Origin of the sequence: Orbus sasakiae, from assembly GCF_039542345.1 — a bacterium.
Lineage (GTDB): Bacteria > Pseudomonadota > Gammaproteobacteria > Enterobacterales > Orbaceae > Orbus > Orbus sasakiae.
On record NZ_BAABHY010000005.1, the window covers coordinates 20,371 to 40,185 of the forward strand.

The 19,815-nt window shown below is 38.0% G+C and carries 17 protein-coding genes; 8 read left to right on the forward strand and 9 right to left on the reverse strand.

Going from position 1 to position 19,815, the window contains the following annotated elements:
* Window positions 1-7 precede the first annotated feature (7 nt).
* The 4 genes from ABEA36_RS09280 to rpiB form a co-directional block, all read right to left on the reverse strand.
* The gene (locus ABEA36_RS09280) at window positions 8-1,093 is read right to left on the reverse strand and encodes an SEL1-like repeat protein (RefSeq protein WP_345491407.1); all 1,086 of its coding nucleotides are present in this window, start codon (window positions 1,091-1,093) and stop codon (window positions 8-10) included.
* 334 nt (window positions 1,094-1,427) lie between these two features.
* Complete coding sequence (locus ABEA36_RS09285; RefSeq protein WP_345491409.1) at window positions 1,428-3,026, reverse strand: PTS transporter subunit EIIC; 1,599 nt, start codon at window positions 3,024-3,026, stop codon at window positions 1,428-1,430.
* Window positions 3,027-3,295: 269 nt separating this feature from the next.
* Complete coding sequence (gene rpe / locus ABEA36_RS09290) at window positions 3,296-3,949, reverse strand: ribulose-phosphate 3-epimerase (protein WP_345491411.1); 654 nt, start codon at window positions 3,947-3,949, stop codon at window positions 3,296-3,298.
* Window positions 3,942-4,394, reverse strand: a complete 453-nt coding sequence (rpiB, locus tag ABEA36_RS09295; RefSeq protein WP_345491413.1) for a ribose 5-phosphate isomerase B — start codon at window positions 4,392-4,394, stop codon at window positions 3,942-3,944. The genes rpe and rpiB overlap by 8 nt, the downstream gene beginning before the upstream one ends.
* A gap of 227 nt (window positions 4,395-4,621) precedes the next feature.
* On the opposite strand from rpiB, the gene ABEA36_RS09300 reads away from it, so the two are divergent.
* The 7 genes from ABEA36_RS09300 to ybeD all read left to right on the forward strand — a co-directional run bounded on the left by ABEA36_RS09300 (window position 4,622) and on the right by ybeD (window position 12,917).
* Window positions 4,622-5,518 carry an SIS domain-containing protein gene (locus ABEA36_RS09300; protein ID WP_345491415.1) on the forward strand — a complete coding sequence of 299 codons (897 nt, stop codon included), beginning with the start codon at window positions 4,622-4,624 and terminating at the stop codon, window positions 5,516-5,518.
* 221 nt (window positions 5,519-5,739) lie between these two features.
* Window positions 5,740-7,167, forward strand: a complete 1,428-nt coding sequence (gene miaB, locus ABEA36_RS09305; RefSeq protein ID WP_345491418.1) for a tRNA (N6-isopentenyl adenosine(37)-C2)-methylthiotransferase MiaB — start codon at window positions 5,740-5,742, stop codon at window positions 7,165-7,167.
* Window positions 7,168-7,196: 29 nt separating this feature from the next.
* Window positions 7,197-8,243, forward strand: a complete 1,047-nt coding sequence (locus tag ABEA36_RS09310) for a PhoH family protein (RefSeq protein WP_345491420.1) — start codon at window positions 7,197-7,199, stop codon at window positions 8,241-8,243.
* A 6-nt stretch (window positions 8,244-8,249) separates the two neighbouring features.
* Window positions 8,250-10,190: a penicillin-binding protein 2 gene (gene mrdA, locus ABEA36_RS09315; protein WP_425571930.1), complete on the forward strand. Its 1,941-nt coding sequence runs from the start codon at window positions 8,250-8,252 to the stop codon at window positions 10,188-10,190.
* On the forward strand, window positions 10,190-11,299 hold the full coding sequence (gene mrdB / locus ABEA36_RS09320; RefSeq protein ID WP_345491422.1) for a peptidoglycan glycosyltransferase MrdB: 1,110 nt from the start codon (window positions 10,190-10,192) through the stop codon (window positions 11,297-11,299). The genes mrdA and mrdB overlap by 1 nt, the downstream gene beginning before the upstream one ends.
* A gap of 31 nt (window positions 11,300-11,330) precedes the next feature.
* Window positions 11,331-12,521, forward strand: a complete 1,191-nt coding sequence (locus ABEA36_RS09325) for a serine hydrolase (protein ID WP_345491424.1) — start codon at window positions 11,331-11,333, stop codon at window positions 12,519-12,521.
* A gap of 129 nt (window positions 12,522-12,650) precedes the next feature.
* Window positions 12,651-12,917, forward strand: a complete 267-nt coding sequence (gene ybeD / locus ABEA36_RS09330) for a DUF493 family protein YbeD (protein ID WP_345491426.1) — start codon at window positions 12,651-12,653, stop codon at window positions 12,915-12,917.
* A gap of 123 nt (window positions 12,918-13,040) precedes the next feature.
* Here ybeD and asnB read toward each other — a convergent pair whose 3' ends face one another.
* The 5 genes from asnB to ABEA36_RS09355 form a co-directional block, all read right to left on the reverse strand.
* Window positions 13,041-14,714, reverse strand: a complete 1,674-nt coding sequence (asnB, locus tag ABEA36_RS09335; protein WP_345491428.1) for an asparagine synthase B — start codon at window positions 14,712-14,714, stop codon at window positions 13,041-13,043.
* 307 nt (window positions 14,715-15,021) lie between these two features.
* Complete coding sequence (gltX, locus tag ABEA36_RS09340) at window positions 15,022-16,449, reverse strand: glutamate--tRNA ligase (protein ID WP_345491430.1); 1,428 nt, start codon at window positions 16,447-16,449, stop codon at window positions 15,022-15,024.
* 137 nt (window positions 16,450-16,586) lie between these two features.
* Complete coding sequence (locus ABEA36_RS09345; RefSeq protein WP_345491432.1) at window positions 16,587-16,865, reverse strand: GNAT family N-acetyltransferase; 279 nt, start codon at window positions 16,863-16,865, stop codon at window positions 16,587-16,589.
* A gap of 42 nt (window positions 16,866-16,907) precedes the next feature.
* Window positions 16,908-17,870 (reverse strand): 6-phosphofructokinase, encoded by a 963-nt coding sequence (gene pfkA, locus ABEA36_RS09350; RefSeq protein WP_345491434.1) that lies wholly within the window; start codon window positions 17,868-17,870, stop codon window positions 16,908-16,910.
* A gap of 79 nt (window positions 17,871-17,949) precedes the next feature.
* Window positions 17,950-18,858, reverse strand: coding sequence for a cation diffusion facilitator family transporter (locus ABEA36_RS09355; protein ID WP_345491436.1), 909 nt, complete (start codon window positions 18,856-18,858; stop codon window positions 17,950-17,952).
* Window positions 18,859-19,091: 233 nt separating this feature from the next.
* On the opposite strand from ABEA36_RS09355, the gene ABEA36_RS09360 reads away from it, so the two are divergent.
* Window positions 19,092-19,805, forward strand: coding sequence for a response regulator (locus ABEA36_RS09360; RefSeq protein WP_345491438.1), 714 nt, complete (start codon window positions 19,092-19,094; stop codon window positions 19,803-19,805).
* The last annotated feature ends 10 nt before the right edge of the window (window positions 19,806-19,815 follow it).

Consider the following 19,815-nt stretch of genomic DNA (forward strand, 5'->3'; position numbering starts at 1 on the left):
AATTTTTTTATTCATCATCGCTGTCGTTTTTTAACAACTCAGCTAAATTCGCTTTGGCATCTTCGTCGCCTTGCTCGGCCGCCTTTGTAAACCAGTAAATCGCCCGTCCTTTATTTTTGGTAATGCCTTCACCATCAAGGTATTTAACCGCTAAATTATATTGAGCATCCACACTACCTTGCTCTGCAGCTTTAATATACCACTCGACCGCTTTTGCTAAATTTTGAGGTACACCGCCCCCCACATCATACATTACACCAATATTATATTGTGCATCGGCATTACCGGCTTCTGCAGCTTGGGTAAACCAATAGGCTGCTTTTTCATTATTGGGCTTAGTACCGGTGCCCGTCGCATACATAATACCAAGATTGTACATTGCCGGAATATAACCATGCTCAGCTGCTTCGGTATAAAAATAGATCGCGGCTAAATAATCTTGCGTAATACCGTCGCCTTTCTCCGACATGACAGCTAAATAATATTGCGCTTCACTATTTCCATCTTTTGCCGCTTTACTAAACCAATCTGCCGCAGTAGCTCTATTTTGGCGAACGTTATCACCAAAGAAATACATTAACCCAACATTCAAATTAGCATCTGAGATACCTTGCTCACCCGCTTTTGCAAACAAATCAATCGAGCGTAGAATATTTTTTTCAGTACCAATACCATTTTTATAAGCCAAGGCTAAGTTGTATTGTGCTAAGGGTAAATTTTGAGCAGCCGCTTTATTATAATAATCAAAAGCTTTTAACAAATCGCGTTCAACACCTAAGCCATCCGTATATAAATTGCCAAGGTTGTTTTGCGCCTTTGCCATTCCTTGGTCAGCAGCCTTTTTATACCAAAAAGCGGCGCGGACATAGCTGATATCAACGCCTAATCCTTGTTGGTAAATATTCGCTAACGAATATTGCGCATCAGGCTCACCTTTTTCAGCCGCGGCCCTTAAAGAAGGGATCAATACGGAAGGATCATCAATAATAATCCCAGCCGGTGCATTTAAATTTTGAGAAACTGGTTGAGCATAAACACTATTAGTGAAAAATAGACAAAAAAAGGGCAAAGCTAACAAGCGCATTGAATTCATTACATATTCCTAATCAAGAATCTCTCAACGATTAATTTAAGATCTGATAACAGGATTATACATAAATGTTAATATTGATAATAGTGTTTGTTGTTGAATAGTTAATGATTAGCTTGCTTAAATTATGATCTATGTATTTTGAAATAAAATTGATAAAAATAAAAAGATAGAATTATTATCGTCAATAAAGCAAAAATAAAATACTCGCTGTTTTAGGTAAATTGAGTTTTACTTCATTATAAAACTCAATTTGATCTTAATATGAATGGTGGTAAGAATTGAGTCGATATGTTTTATCACTAAAAACATCGACCCAAACACTTTCCTGACAATATTAAACCGAGTGGTGAATATAATCTTCTAAATGAGATTTAACCACCGTCACATGAGGACCATAAATAATCTGGATACCCTGACCATTAATTAATACCCCTTTTGCACCCGTCGATTGTAATAACTCTTTATTCACTAATTGATTATCTGTGACAGAGATACGTAATCGCGTCGCACAACAGTCCACATAAGTAATATTATCTTTACCACCTAAGCCATCAACGATCATCGCGGATAAGTCAGCTTTACTCGCGTTAGCTTTATTTTGTTTTGCTTCTTCAACATCTTTACGAGTATAAAGTTTTACTTCTTCAGTATCATCTTCACGACCTGGCGTTTTGAAGTTGAATTTTTTAATCAAGAAACTAAAAGTAAAGTAATATAGTGGGAACATTGGTAAACCAATTAAAATCGCATTGATCCAATGGGTTTTCGCATTACCTTGTAAAATACCGAATAATGTAAAGTCAATTAAGCTTCCTGAGAACGTTTGCCCCACACCCACATCGAAGATATGGCACAGCATGAACGATAAACCAGCATACACACAGTGAATGACATAAAGTAATGGTGCCGCAAATAGGAATGAGAATTCAATTGGTTCAGTAATCCCAGTTAATACCGCGGTTAACGTTGCAGAAACTAATAGACCAAAAATAGCTTTACGATTTTGTGGTTTAGCCGTGTAGTAAAGCGCTAATGCCGCCCCAGGAATACCAAATAAATAGAATGGGAATTTACCGGCCATAAAACGGGTTGCTTCAACAGAGAAATGTGTTGTATTCGGGCTTGCTAATTCTGCAAAGAATATATTTTGAGCACCAGCAATAAATTGACCATCAATAATAGCAGTACCACCAACGCCTGTTTGCCAAAACGGCATATAGAACACATGATGTAAACCAAATGGGATTAACGCTCGCTCAATAAAGCCATAAATGAAGGTCCCAGCATAGCCAGCTTCATTCACTAATTGGCCAAGTAACATGATGCCATGTTGAATCGAAGGCCAAGTATAAAACATCAAAATACCGACGAAAAGATAGACAAATGCGGTAATAATCGGAACAAATCGACTGCCACCAAAGAATGATAATACAGCAGGTAATTCAATTCGATAAAAACGGTTGTGTAATGCGGCAACACCCAGCCCGACAATTACCCCACCAAAAACACCCATTTGCAGTGTTTCAATACCAACGGCATTACCAATTGAACCTTCTGGTAAAGCACCTTCAGCCAATAAGCCTTTTAATTCAAGCATCGCATGGATTGTTGAATGCATGATGAAAAAGCCAACGGCACCAGAAATTGCCGCCACTTCTTTTTCTTTTTTTGCCATACCCATCGCAACACCAATTGCAAATAAAATAGGTAAGTTAGAAAAAACAACACTACCCGCATTTTTCATAACGGTTAAAAACGCGTGAAGGATTGTGCCATCACCTAAAATACCTTGTAGGCCATAAGATGTGATGGTAGTTTCATTGGTGAATGAAGCGCCAATACCAAGCATTAAACCAGCAACAGGTAATAATGCAATTGGTAGCATGAAAGATCGACCAACTCGTTGTAAGACACTAAAAAATACACTTTTCATTTCAACTTTTCCTCAAATCAGCTTTTGATGACCGACTTAATTAGATAGAGATTAATAAATTACTATTATTTTCGTAAAGTTCACAAAAAACATTTTACCAGTAAAGTAAAATAGAAAAAGTGATTTAATTCACAAAAATAATTAATTGTGTGAAATAAATTTAGGTAATTGAGGGTAAATACAAGGGAAAAGTACTACTGATTTCATTAAAAGACTAGATTTTGTAAATTTGGCCTCTCTCCTTTATCGGTTAAAGGCCATCATATTAACTAGACAAGTTGTCTTAAATCATCAATAGCTTGACGATATGTCTTATCTTTTCGGAATAAACCGGCAGTACCAAGAACAAAGTACTCCACATAAGGAGCTAATTTTTTAACAATTTCAGGACTTATTGCACCATCAATAGCAATCGTTGTTGCTAAGCCTTTCTCTTTAATTAACTGATGAAGACGTTGAATTTTATCAATTGATTGTGGAATGAAAGGTTGACCTGCAAAGCCTGGATTGACCGACATAATGAGCACAACATCAACTAAATCAATCACTTCCTCAAGCATAGCTAAAGGCGTACCAGGATTAATTGCTAATCCAACTTTCTTACCCGTTGCTTTGATTTGCGTTAATGTACGATGAATATGAGCAGACGTTTCAACGTGTACATAAATAATTTCACAACCTAAGTCAGCAAATTTTTCAATATAAGGGGTTGGATTAGTAACCATTAAATGCACATCATAAGGAATCGTCGATAATTTACGAACAGCCTTAATATCTTCCGTACCTAATGCAAAGTTAGGAACAAAATTACCATCCATTACATCAATATGGAACATATCAGCGCCAGCTTCTTCAAGGGTTTTGAGTTCCTCTGGTAAACGTGCAAAATCAATGCACATCAGAGAAGGACAGAATTTAGCCATTGCATTGCTCCTTTTCAATTTGAGCGATTTGGTCGATACGATTTTGGTGACGACCGCCTTCAAATTCAGCATTTAACCATTGTTCAACAATCATTTTAGCTAATTCTAAACCGATTACGCGTGAACCAAATGCAAGCACATTCGTATTATTATGTTCACGTGATAGCTTGGCAGAATAGGGGTCACTACACACGATAGCACGAATACCGTGATGTTTATTTGCAGCAATAGAAATACCAACACCGGTACCACAGATTAAAATGCCTAAGTCAGCTTGCTTGCTCGTTACCGCTTCGGCTACGGCTTTAGCGTATATAGGATAATCTGTTCTTTCGGTAGAATTTGCACCAAAATCAATAACTTCGATATTTTTTGTTTTTAAAAAATCAACAATATCTTGTTTTAAAATAATACCCACATGATCACAACCAATCGCAATTTTCATCTTTATTTCTCTGTAGTTAGGTGAATTAACTTAATTTGCATAATAACGCAAAAACATCTTGAACTTTACAATAAAATAAATTAACGTAAATTTATTATTTTGTAAAGTTAGATTATTCAGTCAGCAAATTTAGTTTTGTCAATCCGTCTGAATTTTAGCTATACATAGACTAAATTCGGGTTAAAATTAACCTTATCAATACGATTATTGAAAAAAGTGGTAACAAGATGAATGAAATAGAAAATAACCATAATGCACTTGCGATTGGCGCGAGGATTCGGATATCACTTTCCAGTTTAAGTAATACAGAACGGCGGATTATTGAATGGATGATGACCAAGGGTAACATCCAATCAAAGACCAGTATTAAAGAAGTTGCCCAAAAATTAAATGTCTCTGAGCCACTGCTTGTCAAAGTGGCTAAAAAAGTCGGCTATTCGGGGTTTCGTGAACTGCGTAGTGCACTGATCTCTTATTTCGATGTTTTACCATTTGATAAAGAACAAGAGATATCTGAAAACGATAATATTCATGATCTTGTTGATAAAGTCTTTAACAGCTCAGTGCAAGCCCTAAAAGAAGCACAATCAATTGTGGATCACAACATTATCGTGCAAGCTGCCGATTGGGTCATGAATGCACAGCATGTAGTCATTTTTGGTGTTGGCGGTTCAGCAACGGTCGGTGAAGATTTTGAACATAAACTGTTACGTATTGGGCTCCATAGTCACACTTACAGTGATTACCATTTAATGATGATGGTTGCCTCACAGTTAACAGAACATGATGTCATTATCGCGATTTCACAATCGGGTAATACCACGGAAGTATGTAATGCTGCGCAGATAGCCAAAAACCAAGGGGCAAAAATCATTTGCATTACCAATAACCATCAGGCGGAATTAGCTGAAATATCACACTTATCAATTTTTAGTCCTGCGCGTAATGGCCCAATATTGGGGCAAAATGCCGTGGCTCGTATCATTCAATTAACCTTACTCGATGTCCTGTTTATTGCCATGATAACCAAAGACTATGGCGGAACAAAAATCAAACTTGAACGCAGTATTGATGCTGTGCGTCCACTGCATGGCAAATCACATAAATCTGAAGGAATAACATAACCTCATTCCCCCCATTTATCATGCTATTTTTCAGTGATAAAGCTGAAAATAGCATGATGATTAATATGAAGAAACGATTTATGCGCGTTTTAACATATTTTTATCAAACTATTATCTCTTTTAACTAGATCCTACGTCAGCAAAGCATTACAATATAGCTCGCTAAAATCACGGATTTAAAGCCGTTTTCATTTTAACAATTACAAATAGCTGAGTTATTGATGAGCAAAAAATTACATATCAAAACTTGGGGCTGCCAAATGAATGAGTATGACTCATCTAAAATGGCAGATCTCCTTGAATCAACCCACGGTTTAACCCTTACTGATGATGCCGATGAAGCAGATATATTATTACTCAATACCTGTTCAATTCGCGAAAAAGCACAAGAAAAAGTGTTTCACCAATTAGGTCGCTGGAAAAATCTTAAAAAACACAATCCCGATGTGATTATTGGTGTGGGTGGATGCGTAGCCTCACAAGAAGGCGAACATATTCGTAAACGAGCCCCGTTTGTTGATATTATTTTTGGACCGCAGACTTTCCACCGTTTGCCAGAAATGATCAACCGCATTCGCAGTAGTGAAAATGCACATATTGTAGATGTCAGTTTTCCTGAAATTGAAAAATTTGATAGCTTACCAGAGCCTCGAAGCGAAGGACCAACTGCATTCGTATCAATTATGGAAGGTTGTAATAAGTACTGTACATACTGTGTAGTGCCATATACACGAGGTGAAGAAGTGAGCCGACCTTGTGATGACGTGATATATGAGATTGCGCAACTTGCCGCACAAGGCGTACGTGAAGTTAATTTACTTGGTCAAAATGTGAATGCTTACCGAGGTCCCACTTTTGATGATGATATTTGTACTTTTGCTCAACTCTTACGTTTAGTTGCATCGATTGACGGAATCGATCGTATTCGTTTTACAACCAGCCACCCGATTGAATTCACAGATGATATTATTGAAGTCTATCAAGATACACCTGAATTAGTCAGTTACTTGCACTTACCCGTGCAAAGTGGTTCAGATCGTGTATTAAATTTAATGAAACGAACACATACTGCGCTTGAATATAAATCGATCATTCGCAAGTTACGTAAAGTTCGACCAGACATTCAAATTAGTTCAGATTTCATTGTCGGTTTCCCTGGTGAAACCCAAGAAGACTTTGAGCAAACCATGAAACTGATTGCTGATGTCAATTTTGACTTAAGTTATAGCTTTGTTTACTCAGCAAGACCAGGTACCCCTGCTGCGGATATGGAAGACAATGTCTCTGAAGAAGAGAAAAAACAACGTCTTTATATTTTGCAAGAACGCATTAATCAACAGGCTATGCAATTCAGTCGAAAAATGCTCGGAACAATTCAGCGTGTCTTAGTTGAAGGACCATCGAAAAAAGATCTGATGGAACTTACTGGTCGTACTGAAAATAACCGAATCGTTAACTTCGAAGGGTTACCTGATATGATTGGTAACTTTGTTGATGTTGAAATTACCGATGTTTATCCAAACTCGCTACGTGGTAAAATTGTCCGAACTGAAGATGAAATGGATCTACGAGTCAATGAGTCGCCAAGTGCGATTATTGCCCGAACACAAAAAGAAGATGCATTAGGTGTAGGGATTTATCGCCCTTAATTTATCAACGCTACTTTAAAGGATGTGATTTGAATATTATTACTCATGAGACAATATTGGAACCCGCAGAGAATGAACGTTTAAATAGTCTGTGTGGTCCTTATAATGATAATATTAAACAGCTCGAAAAACGTTTAGGGATTGAAATCAACTACCGTGGTAATCAGTTTACTTTGGTTGGGGACGAAATCTGCGTCAAAGCAGCTGATGAAATTCTACAATCCCTTTATAAGCTGACTAAACACAAACAGCAGCTTGTTGATATCGAACCAGAGCAAATCCACTTAGCGATAAAAGAAAGTGGCGCGCTTGAAAAAGTGGCACAACATTTACCAGCACATGCGCTTTATGATGGCGGTAAATTAGTCATGATTAAGACGAAACGGGGTGTGATCAAGCCCCGCACCCCAAATCAAGCAAGCTATATTGCCAATGTGATGAATTATGACATCACATTTGGTATTGGTCCTGCTGGAACAGGAAAAACCTATTTGGCTGTTGCGGCGGCTGTTGATGCATTAGAAAAACAACATGTTAGACGTATTTTATTAACCCGCCCAGCAGTAGAAGCTGGTGAAAAGTTAGGTTTTTTACCAGGTGATTTAAGCCAAAAAGTCGACCCTTATTTACGACCGCTTTATGATGCACTATTTGAGATGCTCGGTTTCGAAAAAGTTGAAAAATTGATTGAAAAAAACATTATCGAAGTCGCACCACTGGCTTATATGCGAGGGCGAACGCTAAACGACGCATTTATTATTTTAGATGAGAGCCAAAATACCACTATTGAACAGATGAAAATGTTCTTAACACGAATTGGCTTCAATTCTAAAGCCGTGATTACTGGCGATATTACTCAAATTGACTTACCTCGTCATCAAAAATCGGGCTTACGTCATGCAATTGAAGTATTGAATAACGTTGATGACATTAGTTTTAACTTTTTCTTAAGTGAAGACGTGGTCAGACATCCCGTGGTCGCACGCATTGTCAATGCCTATGAAAAATGGGAACGCAATGAAGAACAGCAAAGAGCTGAAAAAAAGCGCGCCCATGATAATACGAATCAGGAGTAGCGAGCTATACAACAGCTAAATCGGCGTGATCGCGCAAAGATTCGCGATCATAGCGCAGAGACCAATTTATTTTTACGTAGAGCACTGGTTGCTTTTGCGGTAATTTTGCTTATGGTCGTTATCTTATTGGTCACGCTTGCTCACCTGCAAATTCTAAGTTTTGGCTACTACAATACCAAATCGAATAACAATCGTATTGAAATCATCCCCATTCCCCCTAATCGGGGAATTATCTATGATCGTAATGGTGTACCGTTAGCTATTAATAATACCATTTACCAACTCAATATTATCCCAGACAAAATTAGCAACCTAAACCAACAGTTAGATGAGCTTAAGACATTAGTCAATTTGACCGATGAAGAAATTGAAAATTTTCAAAAAGAGCGCCGCGGTTATAAAGCACATCGCCCTGTGCCATTAAAAGACAACTTGACCGAAAAAGAAATTGCAAAATTTGTAGTTAATCAACACCGTTTTCCATTTGTCAATATTACTGGAACCCAGCATCGCTACTACCCTTACGGCAAAACATTAACTCATGTACTTGGTTATGTATCAAAAATTAATAACCAAGATAAAGCTCGGCTTGAGGAAGACGATAAACTCAGTGATTATGTCGGTACACTTAATATTGGTAAAATCGGTATTGAACGGTTTTATGAAGATATGTTACATGGTTCCCCCGGTTATGAAGAGGTTGAGGTAAATAATCGAGGTAAAATTGTTCGTCAATTAAACCATAACCCCCCTGTTGCTGGCGAAGATATTTATTTAACCATCGATCTTAACTTACAGCGTTATATTGAAAATTTACTGGGTGACCGACGAGCCGCTGTGGTGGCGATTGACCCTAATACTGGTGAAGTATTAGCGCTGGTTTCAAGTCCAAGTTATGATCCAAATCTGTTTGTTGGAGGTATTTCCTCTGCAAAATATAATGCACTACTAGAAGACCCGAACAAGCCCCTTTATAACCGCGCAACCCTCGGTACTTACCCGCCCGCATCAACGGTAAAACCGTTTATTGCGGTATCCGCACTAAGTGAAGGTGTCATCACCCCTAAAACCATTGTGTCAGATCCCGGTTATTGGCAATTACCGGGTACCGAAAAACGGTATCGAGACTGGCTACGTTGGGGACACGGTAAAGTCGACGTGGTAAAATCGATTGAAGAATCGGTTGATACATATTATTACCAAGTAGCTTATGATTTAGGCATCGATCGGTTACATTATTGGATGCTCAAATTTGGATATGGTCAACGCACCGGAATTGATATCTCTAAAAGTGAAGAGAGTGTAGCTATTTTGCCAAATCGAGAGTGGAAAATGTCTCGGCACAAACAGCCTTGGTTACCTGGTGATACCATTCCTGTCGGAATCGGGCAAGGCTATTGGACAACGACCCCACTGCAAATGGCTAAAGCCCTTACTATCATGATTAATAATGGTAAAACCTACACACCACATTTGTTAAAACAAAAACGCAGTACAATGTTAGATAATGAGTTACCACAACCGATGTCAAAACCCATGGTAGAAGACACCAGTTTAACACAACTGGTTGATCCTAAATATTGGCAAATCGCTAAAGAAGGCATGTATAAAGTGATGTTTGGTTCACGAGGTACCGCTCGTAAGGTTTACGCTGATGCCACTTATAAGGCCGCAGGTAAATCAGGCACGGCACAAGTTTATGGTTTAAAAGCAGATGATGTTTATAACGCTAATAATATTCCTGAACATTTACGCGATCATGCGTTATTTATCGCTTATGCGCCTTATGACAAGCCGACTATTGCTTTAGCTATCGTTTTAGAAAATGGTGGTGGTGGTAGTACCAATGGTGGGGCGATTGCTAAACGAATTCTAGACTACTATTTACTCGGTGATGAATCGACTAAAATATCTGAGGCAATATTAAATATGAGGCAGGGAGATTAATGATCCATAGCAAAAAAATCCCTATCTGGACACGATTACATATCGATCCATTATTTTTATTTTTTATTTTATTATTACTCGCTTACAGCGTATATATTATGTGGAGTGCAAGTGGGCAAGATCTTGCCATGACCGAACGTAAAGTTACCCAAATAATACTCGGTATTATCGTCATGCTAGTCTTTGCACAATTTTCACCACGTTTTTACGAAAAATGGGCACCTTATCTCTATATTGCCTGTATAATTGTGTTGGTTATCGTTGATGTATTTGGTTATACCAGTAAAGGCGCTCAGCGTTGGTTAAATCTTGGGTTTATTCGATTCCAACCCTCTGAAATTGCCAAGATAGCCGTACCACTTATGGTCGCGAAATTCATCAACCGAGAAGGTTGCCCTCCACCACTAAAAACGACAGTACAGACATTAGCTATTATTGCTGTGCCAACATTATTAGTCGCAATGCAACCCGATCTGGGCACAGCAATATTGATTGCCATGTCGGGGATCTTTATTATTTTTCTGGCGGGCATTAGTTGGAAATTTATTGCAGCATCAATTGCGGCAATCGGTGCCTTTATCCCAATCATGTGGTACTTTTTGATGCATGACTATCAACGCGAGCGGGTTTTAACATTATTCAACCCTGAGCGAGATCCGTTGGGTAAAGGTTACCATATTTTACAATCAAAAACGGCGATTGGTTCAGGTGGACTGTGGGGAAAAGGTTGGCTAGAAGGAACCCAATCACAACTGGAATTCATTCCAGAGCGCCATACCGATTTTATTTTTTCAGTCATCGCTGAAGAATTTGGGTTTATTGGTGCAATTGTCCTACTGGTTTTATTTTTATGCCTGATCAGTCGTGGATTGATTATTGCTTCACAAGCACAGACCACATTTGGCCGAATTTTAGCTGGTGGATTGATTCTGGTGTTATTTATCTATGTCTTTATCAATATTGGCATGGTCAGTGGAATCTTACCTGTGGTTGGAGTACCATTACCATTAATTAGTTATGGCGGTTCATCATTAGTTGTTTTAATGGCAGGTTTTGGCATTATTATGTCAATTCATACTCATCGTAATATGTTATCGAAGAACATATGATTTTTTATCTCTAAATAGTCGGGTTTGTATAATGAAAAAACAGTTATCACTCAAATTAAAATATTCGCTAGCGTTGCTCGCTTTATCAATAAGTACTGCCCATGCAGATATTAATTTCCCTATACCAGATGCACCAAAGATTGATGCTGAAGCTTATGTACTCATTGATGCAAATTCAGGTGAAATCTTAGCGCAATATAATGCAGAGACAAAACGTGACCCGGCGAGTTTAACAAAAATGATGACCAGCTATGTAGTTGGTGAAGCGATTAAATCAAAACGGATTGCTGAAAATGATATTGTCACCATTAGTAAAGATGCATGGGCGACTGGTAACCCCGTATTAAAAGGCTCATCAGTGATGTTCTTAAAACCGGGTGATAAAGTTTCTGTTGCCGATTTAAATCGAGGTATCATTATTCAATCGGGCAACGATGCTTGTATTGCAATGGCTGAACATGTTGCAGGTAGCCAAGATTCATTTGTTAACCTGATGAACAACTATAGTGCACAATTAGGTTTAACCAATACTCACTTTCAAACCGTACATGGTCTTGATGCACCAGGTCAATATACCACGGCAAAAGACATGGCTTTTCTAGGTCGCGCATTAATCAAAAATTTGCCGGAAGAATACGCTATTTATAAACAAAAAGAGTTTACATTTAATAATATTAAACAAACCAATCGTAATGGTCTTTTGTGGGATACATCATTAGCTGTCGATGGGATTAAAACGGGTCATACCAATGCAGCGGGTTACAACTTAGTGGCATCTGCCGTTGAAGGTAACACTCGTTTAATTTCATCAGTACTAGGTGGGCGTACCTTTAAAGGCCGTGAAGAAGAGAGTAAAAAATTGCTAACGTGGGGCTTTAGATTCTTTGAAACAGCGACCCCATTAAAAGCCAATAATCCGCTGATTACTGAAACCATTTGGTATGGTGAAAATAATTCAGTCAAACTTGGTTCACTCGAAGATATCCATATTACGGTGCCACGAGGACAAGCGGCGAATCTCACCGTTACACAGCAACTTAACGGCCAGTACCTCAGTGCCCCAATTGCACAAGGGGTAGAAGTTGGTAAAATCCAATTTATGCTTGATGGTAATGTGATTGCTGAAAGACCGCTAGTAACACTCGAGGCTGTTGATGAAACAGGATTCTTTGGTAGCATTTGGGATTATATTAAACTTAAATTTCATCAATGGTTTAACTAAATCTATGTTATAGTGAACTCAATAAGGTGGATAAATTCCACCTTATTTGCCTCTCTCTTGATAAAATAAAATTTGTCACCATATAAAGAGATAAGTTAAATATAACGTGTCAAAATTAAAGAGAATATTATGCAACCAACTAAATTAAACGAATTACTCGATTTTCCTTGTTCGTTCACTTACAAAGTGATGGGGGAAGCTAAGCCGGAATTAGTTGATAAAGTCATTACGGTTATTCAGCGTCACGCCCCTGGTGACTATACACCGTCGATCAAACCAAGTAGCAAGGGTAACTATCATTCAGTATCGGTGACAATTAACGCAACACATATTGAACAAGTCGAGAGTCTTTATAAAGAATTAGGCGATATTGACATTGTCAGAATGGTGCTATAGCAATTCACCCTATAAAAAAGAGAACGTTATGTTCTCTTTTTTTTCGTTAAAATATTATCATACGCGATGATTATCGTGTAAAAAAAGCGGCATTACGCCGCTTTACACTATATGAGTTTGAGCCTATTTTTTATAAGCATCATTGTGCACGCCAACCGCTGCACGGCCTGATGGATCATTTAGGTTTTTAAATGACTCATCCCATTCAATCGCTTTTGCTGTTGAACATGCCACAGAAGGACCACCTGGTACCGTTTCTGCCGCACTGGCTAATGGGAATAACTCATCAAAGATTTCACGATACATGTAAGCTTCTTTTGAAGCAGGCGTATTATATGGGAAACGGAACTTCGCGTTTTCTAATTGCTGATCCGTAACTTTCTTCTCTGCAACCTCTTTTAATGTATCAATCCAACTGTAGCCAACACCATCAGAGAATTGCTCTTTTTGTCGCCACACAACCGAAGCAGGTAAATACGATTCAAAAGCTTCACGTACAATTTGTTTTTCAATTTTGCCGTTACTACCACACATTTTATCTTTTGGATTAATGCGCATTGCGTAATCCAGGAATTTTTTGTCAAGGAAAGGCACCCTTGCTTCCACACCCCAAGCCGCCATCGCTTTATTGGCTCGCGCACAATCATACATATGTAATGCAGCTAATTTACGCACGGTCTCTTCATGAAACTCTTTCGCATTTGGCGCCTTATGGAAGTACAAGTAACCACCAAACACTTCGTCAGCACCTTCACCAGAAAGCACCATTTTAATGCCCATTGCTTTAATCTTACGCGCCATCAAATACATTGGTGTTGATGCGCGAATTGTCGTGACATCATATGTTTCAATCGCATAAATGACGTTACGAATGGCATCAATCCCTTCTTGAATCGTAAAGTTGATTTCATGATGCACCGTTCCTAAATGGTTTGCCACTTCTTGCGCGGCTTTAAGATCGGGAGCACCTTGTAAACCTACTGCAAATGAGTGTAACTGTGGCCACCAAGCTTCTGTTTTTTCATGATCTTCAACACGACGTGATGCATATTTTTTAGTAATTGCTGAAATAACCGATGAATCTAAACCACCAGAAAGTAAAACTCCATAAGGCACATCAGACATTAAATGGCTTTTCACTGACTCTTCAAGTGCAGTACGCAATTCATTAATATCAGTTTTATTGTCTTTTACATTATCGTATTCCATCCAATCACGTTGATAGTAAGTTTTAATCTCACCATCAGTGCTTGATAGATAGCTGCCCGGTGGAAACGGCGCTAATGTCTTACAAACAGGTGCTAATGATTTCATTTCTGAAGCAACGTAGAAGTTACCATTTTCATCATGACCAGTGTAAAGAGGAATAATACCAATATGATCACGACCAATAAAATAGCTATTTTTTTCAATATCATATAGGACAAAGGCAAACATACCTTGTAATTCGTCAAGACAATCAACACCTTTTTCTTGATAAAGTGCTAAAATAACTTCACAGTCAGAACCTGTTTGAAACTCATAACGGTCTTTGTATTTATCACGGATAGCTTGATGATTGTATATTTCGCCATTTACAGCTAAAACCAAGGTTTTATTTTTATTATATAATGGTTGTGCACCTGTATTGACATCAACAATCGACAAACGTTCATGAGCAAGGATGGCTTTGTCAGAGGCAAAAATACCAGACCAGTCAGGGCCACGATGACGCATTAAACAAGATAGTTCTAATGCTTTGGCTCGTAGCGCTTCTGGATCTGATTTAATATCAAGAATACCTAGAATCGAACACATTGAGTTTCTCCAATAAATATCGCTTCAGCGATAGATGTATATCTAAAAATAAACAATAAGTATGCAAACAATATACCAGAAATCGTGTATCTAACTAAAAAAAAGCGATTTCACAATACTCACCCATTTCTTAATTAAAAATGCTTTAACTGGTACTATTTTCTATAACATATGTGATATTGATCACAAAAACAAGTGCTAATCATCAATTGAAATGATTTATTAACGGATTAATGACTAATACCGCATATCCATCGGTTAACGCACTACATTGATGCGCAATGCACATAAATAAGCCGTTATTGCGCTATAACTGATCTGCTCTTGCTGTGATGTAAGCGAGTGCTTTATCTATACGTGCCAATGCTCGCTGTTTACCGACAGCATGAATCGTAGCATCAACCGAAGGTGATTGCCCACTCCCAGTCACCGCAACACGTAACGGCATCCCAACTTTACCCATTCCTACGGATAAATCATCAGCGGTTGCTTGAATTGCATGATGGATTGTTTCAATTTGCCAATCAAGTTCATCAATCGCCGCTATTTTTTGTTTTGCTAATTCTAATGGCTCTTTAGCAACAGGGCGTAAATGTTTTTTAGCAGCATCGGCATCGAACTCATCAAAATCGATATAACAATAAGCACACGATTCAGCCATCTCTTTTAATGTTTTACTACGTTCAGCATATAATTTAACAATCGTTATTAAGTCTGGACCTTGTTCAAGATTATAACCTTGCTTTTGCATGTGCCACATTAAATGTTGTGCAACATAGTCAGCATCTAAATGATTAATATAATGATGATTTAGCCATAATAATTTTTCAGTATTAAATGCACTTGCAGAACGACTTACTGCATCAAGCGTAAAATACTCAATCATTTCAGGAATAGTAAAAATTTCTTGATCGCCATGTGACCAGCCTAAACGCACTAGGTAATTGAGTAATGCTTCGGGTAAATAGCCATCATCACGATATTGCATGACACTGACCGCACCATGTCGTTTTGATAATTTTTGACCATCATCCCCCAATATCATTGATACATGACCATACTGAGGTAACGGTGCACCTAATGCTTTTAATATATTAATTTGACGAGGTGTATTATTAATATGGTCTTCACCACGAATCACATGGGTAATTTCCATATCCCAATCATCAACAACGACACAGAAGTTATAAGTTGGTGAGCCATCTGTTCGACGAATAATCAAATCATCTAATTCTTTGTTAGCAATCTCAATTGGTCCACGGATTAAATCATTAAAAATAACGCTACCATCGGTTGGATTGGCAAATCGCACCACATGCGGTTCACGACTATCATGGGCTTTTTGAACATCGGCACAACGACAATGACCATCGTAACGGGCTTTTTCACCGTTAGCCATTTGTGTTTCACGTAATTTTTCGAGGCGCTCTTTTGAGCAATAACAGCGATAAGCTGTACCAGCAGCTAACATTTCATCGATGACTTGGTTATAACGATCAAATCGTTTCGTTTGAAAGTAAGGCCCTTCTTCCCAGGAAAGATCTAACCAATTCATCCCCTCCATAATCGCATCAATCGCTTCTGGTGTTGAACGTTCCAAATCGGTATCTTCAATACGTAAAACGAATGTTCCTTTGGCATGACGAGCATAAAGCCAAGAATAGAGTGCAGTACGGGCGCCACCGACATGTAAATAACCGGTTGGACTTGGGGCAAAACGCGTTTTAACTTTCATGGAATAATTCCTAAATACATTATCGTATAATGGCTGGCTATTTTAGCATGATCAAGATATTGAGCAACAAAGTCAATAAAGAAAATAGGGAAATGCAAACGCAATTTCCCTATTTTTTAAATACCGAGTTAAGATTATTATTCAGCTTTAAGTGCTTGTAACTCAGCGCGACGCTCAAACTTAGCAACTGCGTACGAACAAACGGGAATAATTTTACGCTTTTCTTGCTGCATCTTCTCGATAACCAGCTCAAATAAACGATCGGCAATTCCTTGCCCACGATAGTTGATATTGACATAAGTATGATCAATCGATGCTTTATCATTACCAATTCGAGTGTAAGTCATTTCTGCAATATCCTCACCACCATCAGGATTGGGGACATAAAAACGGCTTTCGCCTTCTAAAAATTGCATAATACCCTCTCTATATTATTTATAATCTTAACGGTCAGTGTGTTAGAATAAACGCTTAGCTGTATTATAAAGATCCATATCAAATGGGCGTTTCATGTTGTTAAGTGCATCCATAATATCATGGTGAACCAACTTACCATTTTGCACACCAACACTGCGTCCACCTTGACCTTGAATTAACAATTCTACCGCGTAAGCACCCATTCTTGAACCTAAAATACGGTCATAAGGAACTGGTGAGCCACCACGTTGTACATGCCCAAGTACCGTAGCACGAGTTTCATGATGAACCGCAATTTCGATCTCTTTTGCTAATTGATTTACATCAAGCATATGCTCAGCAACAGCAACAATCGCGTGTCGTTTTCCTTTAGAAAAACCAAGTTTGATTTCTTCAATAAGATCTTCTTTTGTATAAGCAACTTCTGGCAGGATCATAAATTCACAACCACCAGCAACCGCTGCATTTAAGGTCAGATCACCACATCCACGACCCATGATTTCAATGATCGAAATACGATGATGTGAAGAACACGTATCACGTAAACGGTCGATCGCTTCTACTGCCGTTTGTAATGCTGTGAAATACCCAATAGTGTAATCAGTGCCGCGAATATCATTATCAATGGTACCAGGTAGACCAATACATGGGAAACCTTCTTCGGTTAAACGTACTGCCCCCATATAAGAACCGTCACCGCCAATTACCACTAGTGCATCAATATTGTTTTTTCTAAGATTTTCAATCGCGACTTCACGCGTTGCTTTCTCTTTAAAGGCAGGGAAACGAGCAGAACCTAAGAATGTGCCACCACGTGTAATAATGTCAGATACACTATAACGATGAAGCTGTGTAATACGATTTTCGTATAACCCTAAATAACCATCATTAATACCATAAACTTCCAATCCTTCTGTCAATGCCGTTCGCACAACACCACGGATTGCTGCATTCATACCAGGCGCATCTCCACCACTTGTTAGTACACCTATTTTTTTCACCATATAAAATAACCTCAATTATTAGATTTTATAACTATTATAGAGACTTAATTTACCACGCTCAATAGGCTAGCTGTGCTGATCAATTAAATTTCTCTCGCAATCTTGATTTTTCTTTTGGTACAACAGAAAGTGGGTCCTGATGAACGATAACTTCTGCTGGCGTAAATTGTTGTGAAATAAGTTTTTCGATTTTATCTGCCACCGCATGCGCTTTAACTAGCGGCATATCATCATCCAATTCGATATGTAACTGCACAAAAGTCATGGGACCTGAACGGCGTGTTTTTAAATCGTGAATACCATGCACTTCTGGCAATGATGAGGCAATATCTAAAATACGCTCGTTTTCACTTTCTGGTAGGGCTTTATCCAGTAAGTCTTGAATCGCAATAAAAGCAATCTTAAGTGCATTATATAAAATGTAGCAGCCAATTAATAACGCAAAAATGGCATCCGCATAGATAATCCCAAACCAGCTTAATAGCAAAGCAATCACCACGGCACTATTCATTAACAAATCTGATGAATAGTGCAACATATCAGCTTTGATCGCTTGGCTATCAGTAAGCCGGATCACATAACGTTGATATAACACCAACCCTAACGTTAAAAGGACAGAAATCGCCGAAATCACAATCCCTAATAATGGGTAACTCACCTCAACAGGCTCAGTCAATAGTTTGACACTATTTAACAGTAAAAAAACAACCGAGCCAATAATAAAGGCACTTTGCGCCAACGCAGCTAATGACTCCGCTTTCCCATGCCCAAAACGGTGATCATCATCAGCCGGTTTTAAAGAGTAGCGAATAAGAATAAAATTCATCCCCGAAGCCAATAAATCCATCGAAGAGTCGAAAAGTGAGGCTAATAAGCTGACTGATCCCGTAATCCACCAGGTAAACAATTTAATTGTTATTAAAATTAATGCAAAAATAACCGCTAAATAAGTAGCTTTTTTGACTAGTTTTTCATAGAGACGGCTCATGTATGCTCACATTTAAGCGTAAAAAAAACACCGACTTATACTAGCACAATTTAGTTATTTTATTGAGAAATATATAATTCTATTTTCTAATAGTGTGCTTTATATATATAATACCGCTTGTAAAGTTACGAAAATAAAACAACTTACATATAAATATAAAAAAAGATTCACCAAGTAAATGAGATAAGAAATAAAAAATGTCATTTTTATGACCACTGTCGCAGGGGATAGTAATGAACAAAAAGTTACTGCTAGTTGATGATGATGTCGAGATAATTTCACTATTAAAAGAATTATTAGAGTTAGAAAACTTTAGTGTAGAAGTAGCGCACAATGGTGCTGAGGCACTAACCAAATTTGATAATTCAGTTGATTTAATCTTACTTGATATCATGATGCCGGATATCAACGGCTTAAGTGTACTAACTCAATTGAGAACAAAATATACCGTTCCAATTATTTTGCTTACCGCAAAAGATAATGAATTGGATAAAGTAATCGGTTTAGAACTTGGTGCCGATGATTATATTATTAAGCCATTTAATGATCGGGAATTAATTGCCAGAATTAGAGCGATTTTACGTCGCAAATACTGGGATATATCACCAAGTCAACAAGATGAATCAGCGCCGGTAGAGTATAATGTTGATGGACTAAAAGTTAATGTTCGCCAACAAGCGGTGTATTTTGATAGTAAATATATTGACTTAACAGGCACCGAATTCCAAATTCTACTAAGATTACTTGAAGAACCCGGTAATATTATTTCACGAGATACGCTCAGTGAATCCGTATTAGGTAAAGAATTTCTTCCTTTTGCGCGTTCAATCGATGTTCATGTGTCTAATCTACGTAAAAAATTACCATCACGAAAAGATGGCTTACCATGGATTAAAACCTTGAGATCAAAAGGCTATTTATTTGTCATTGATAAAGAGTTAATGTAACCAGGTGCTG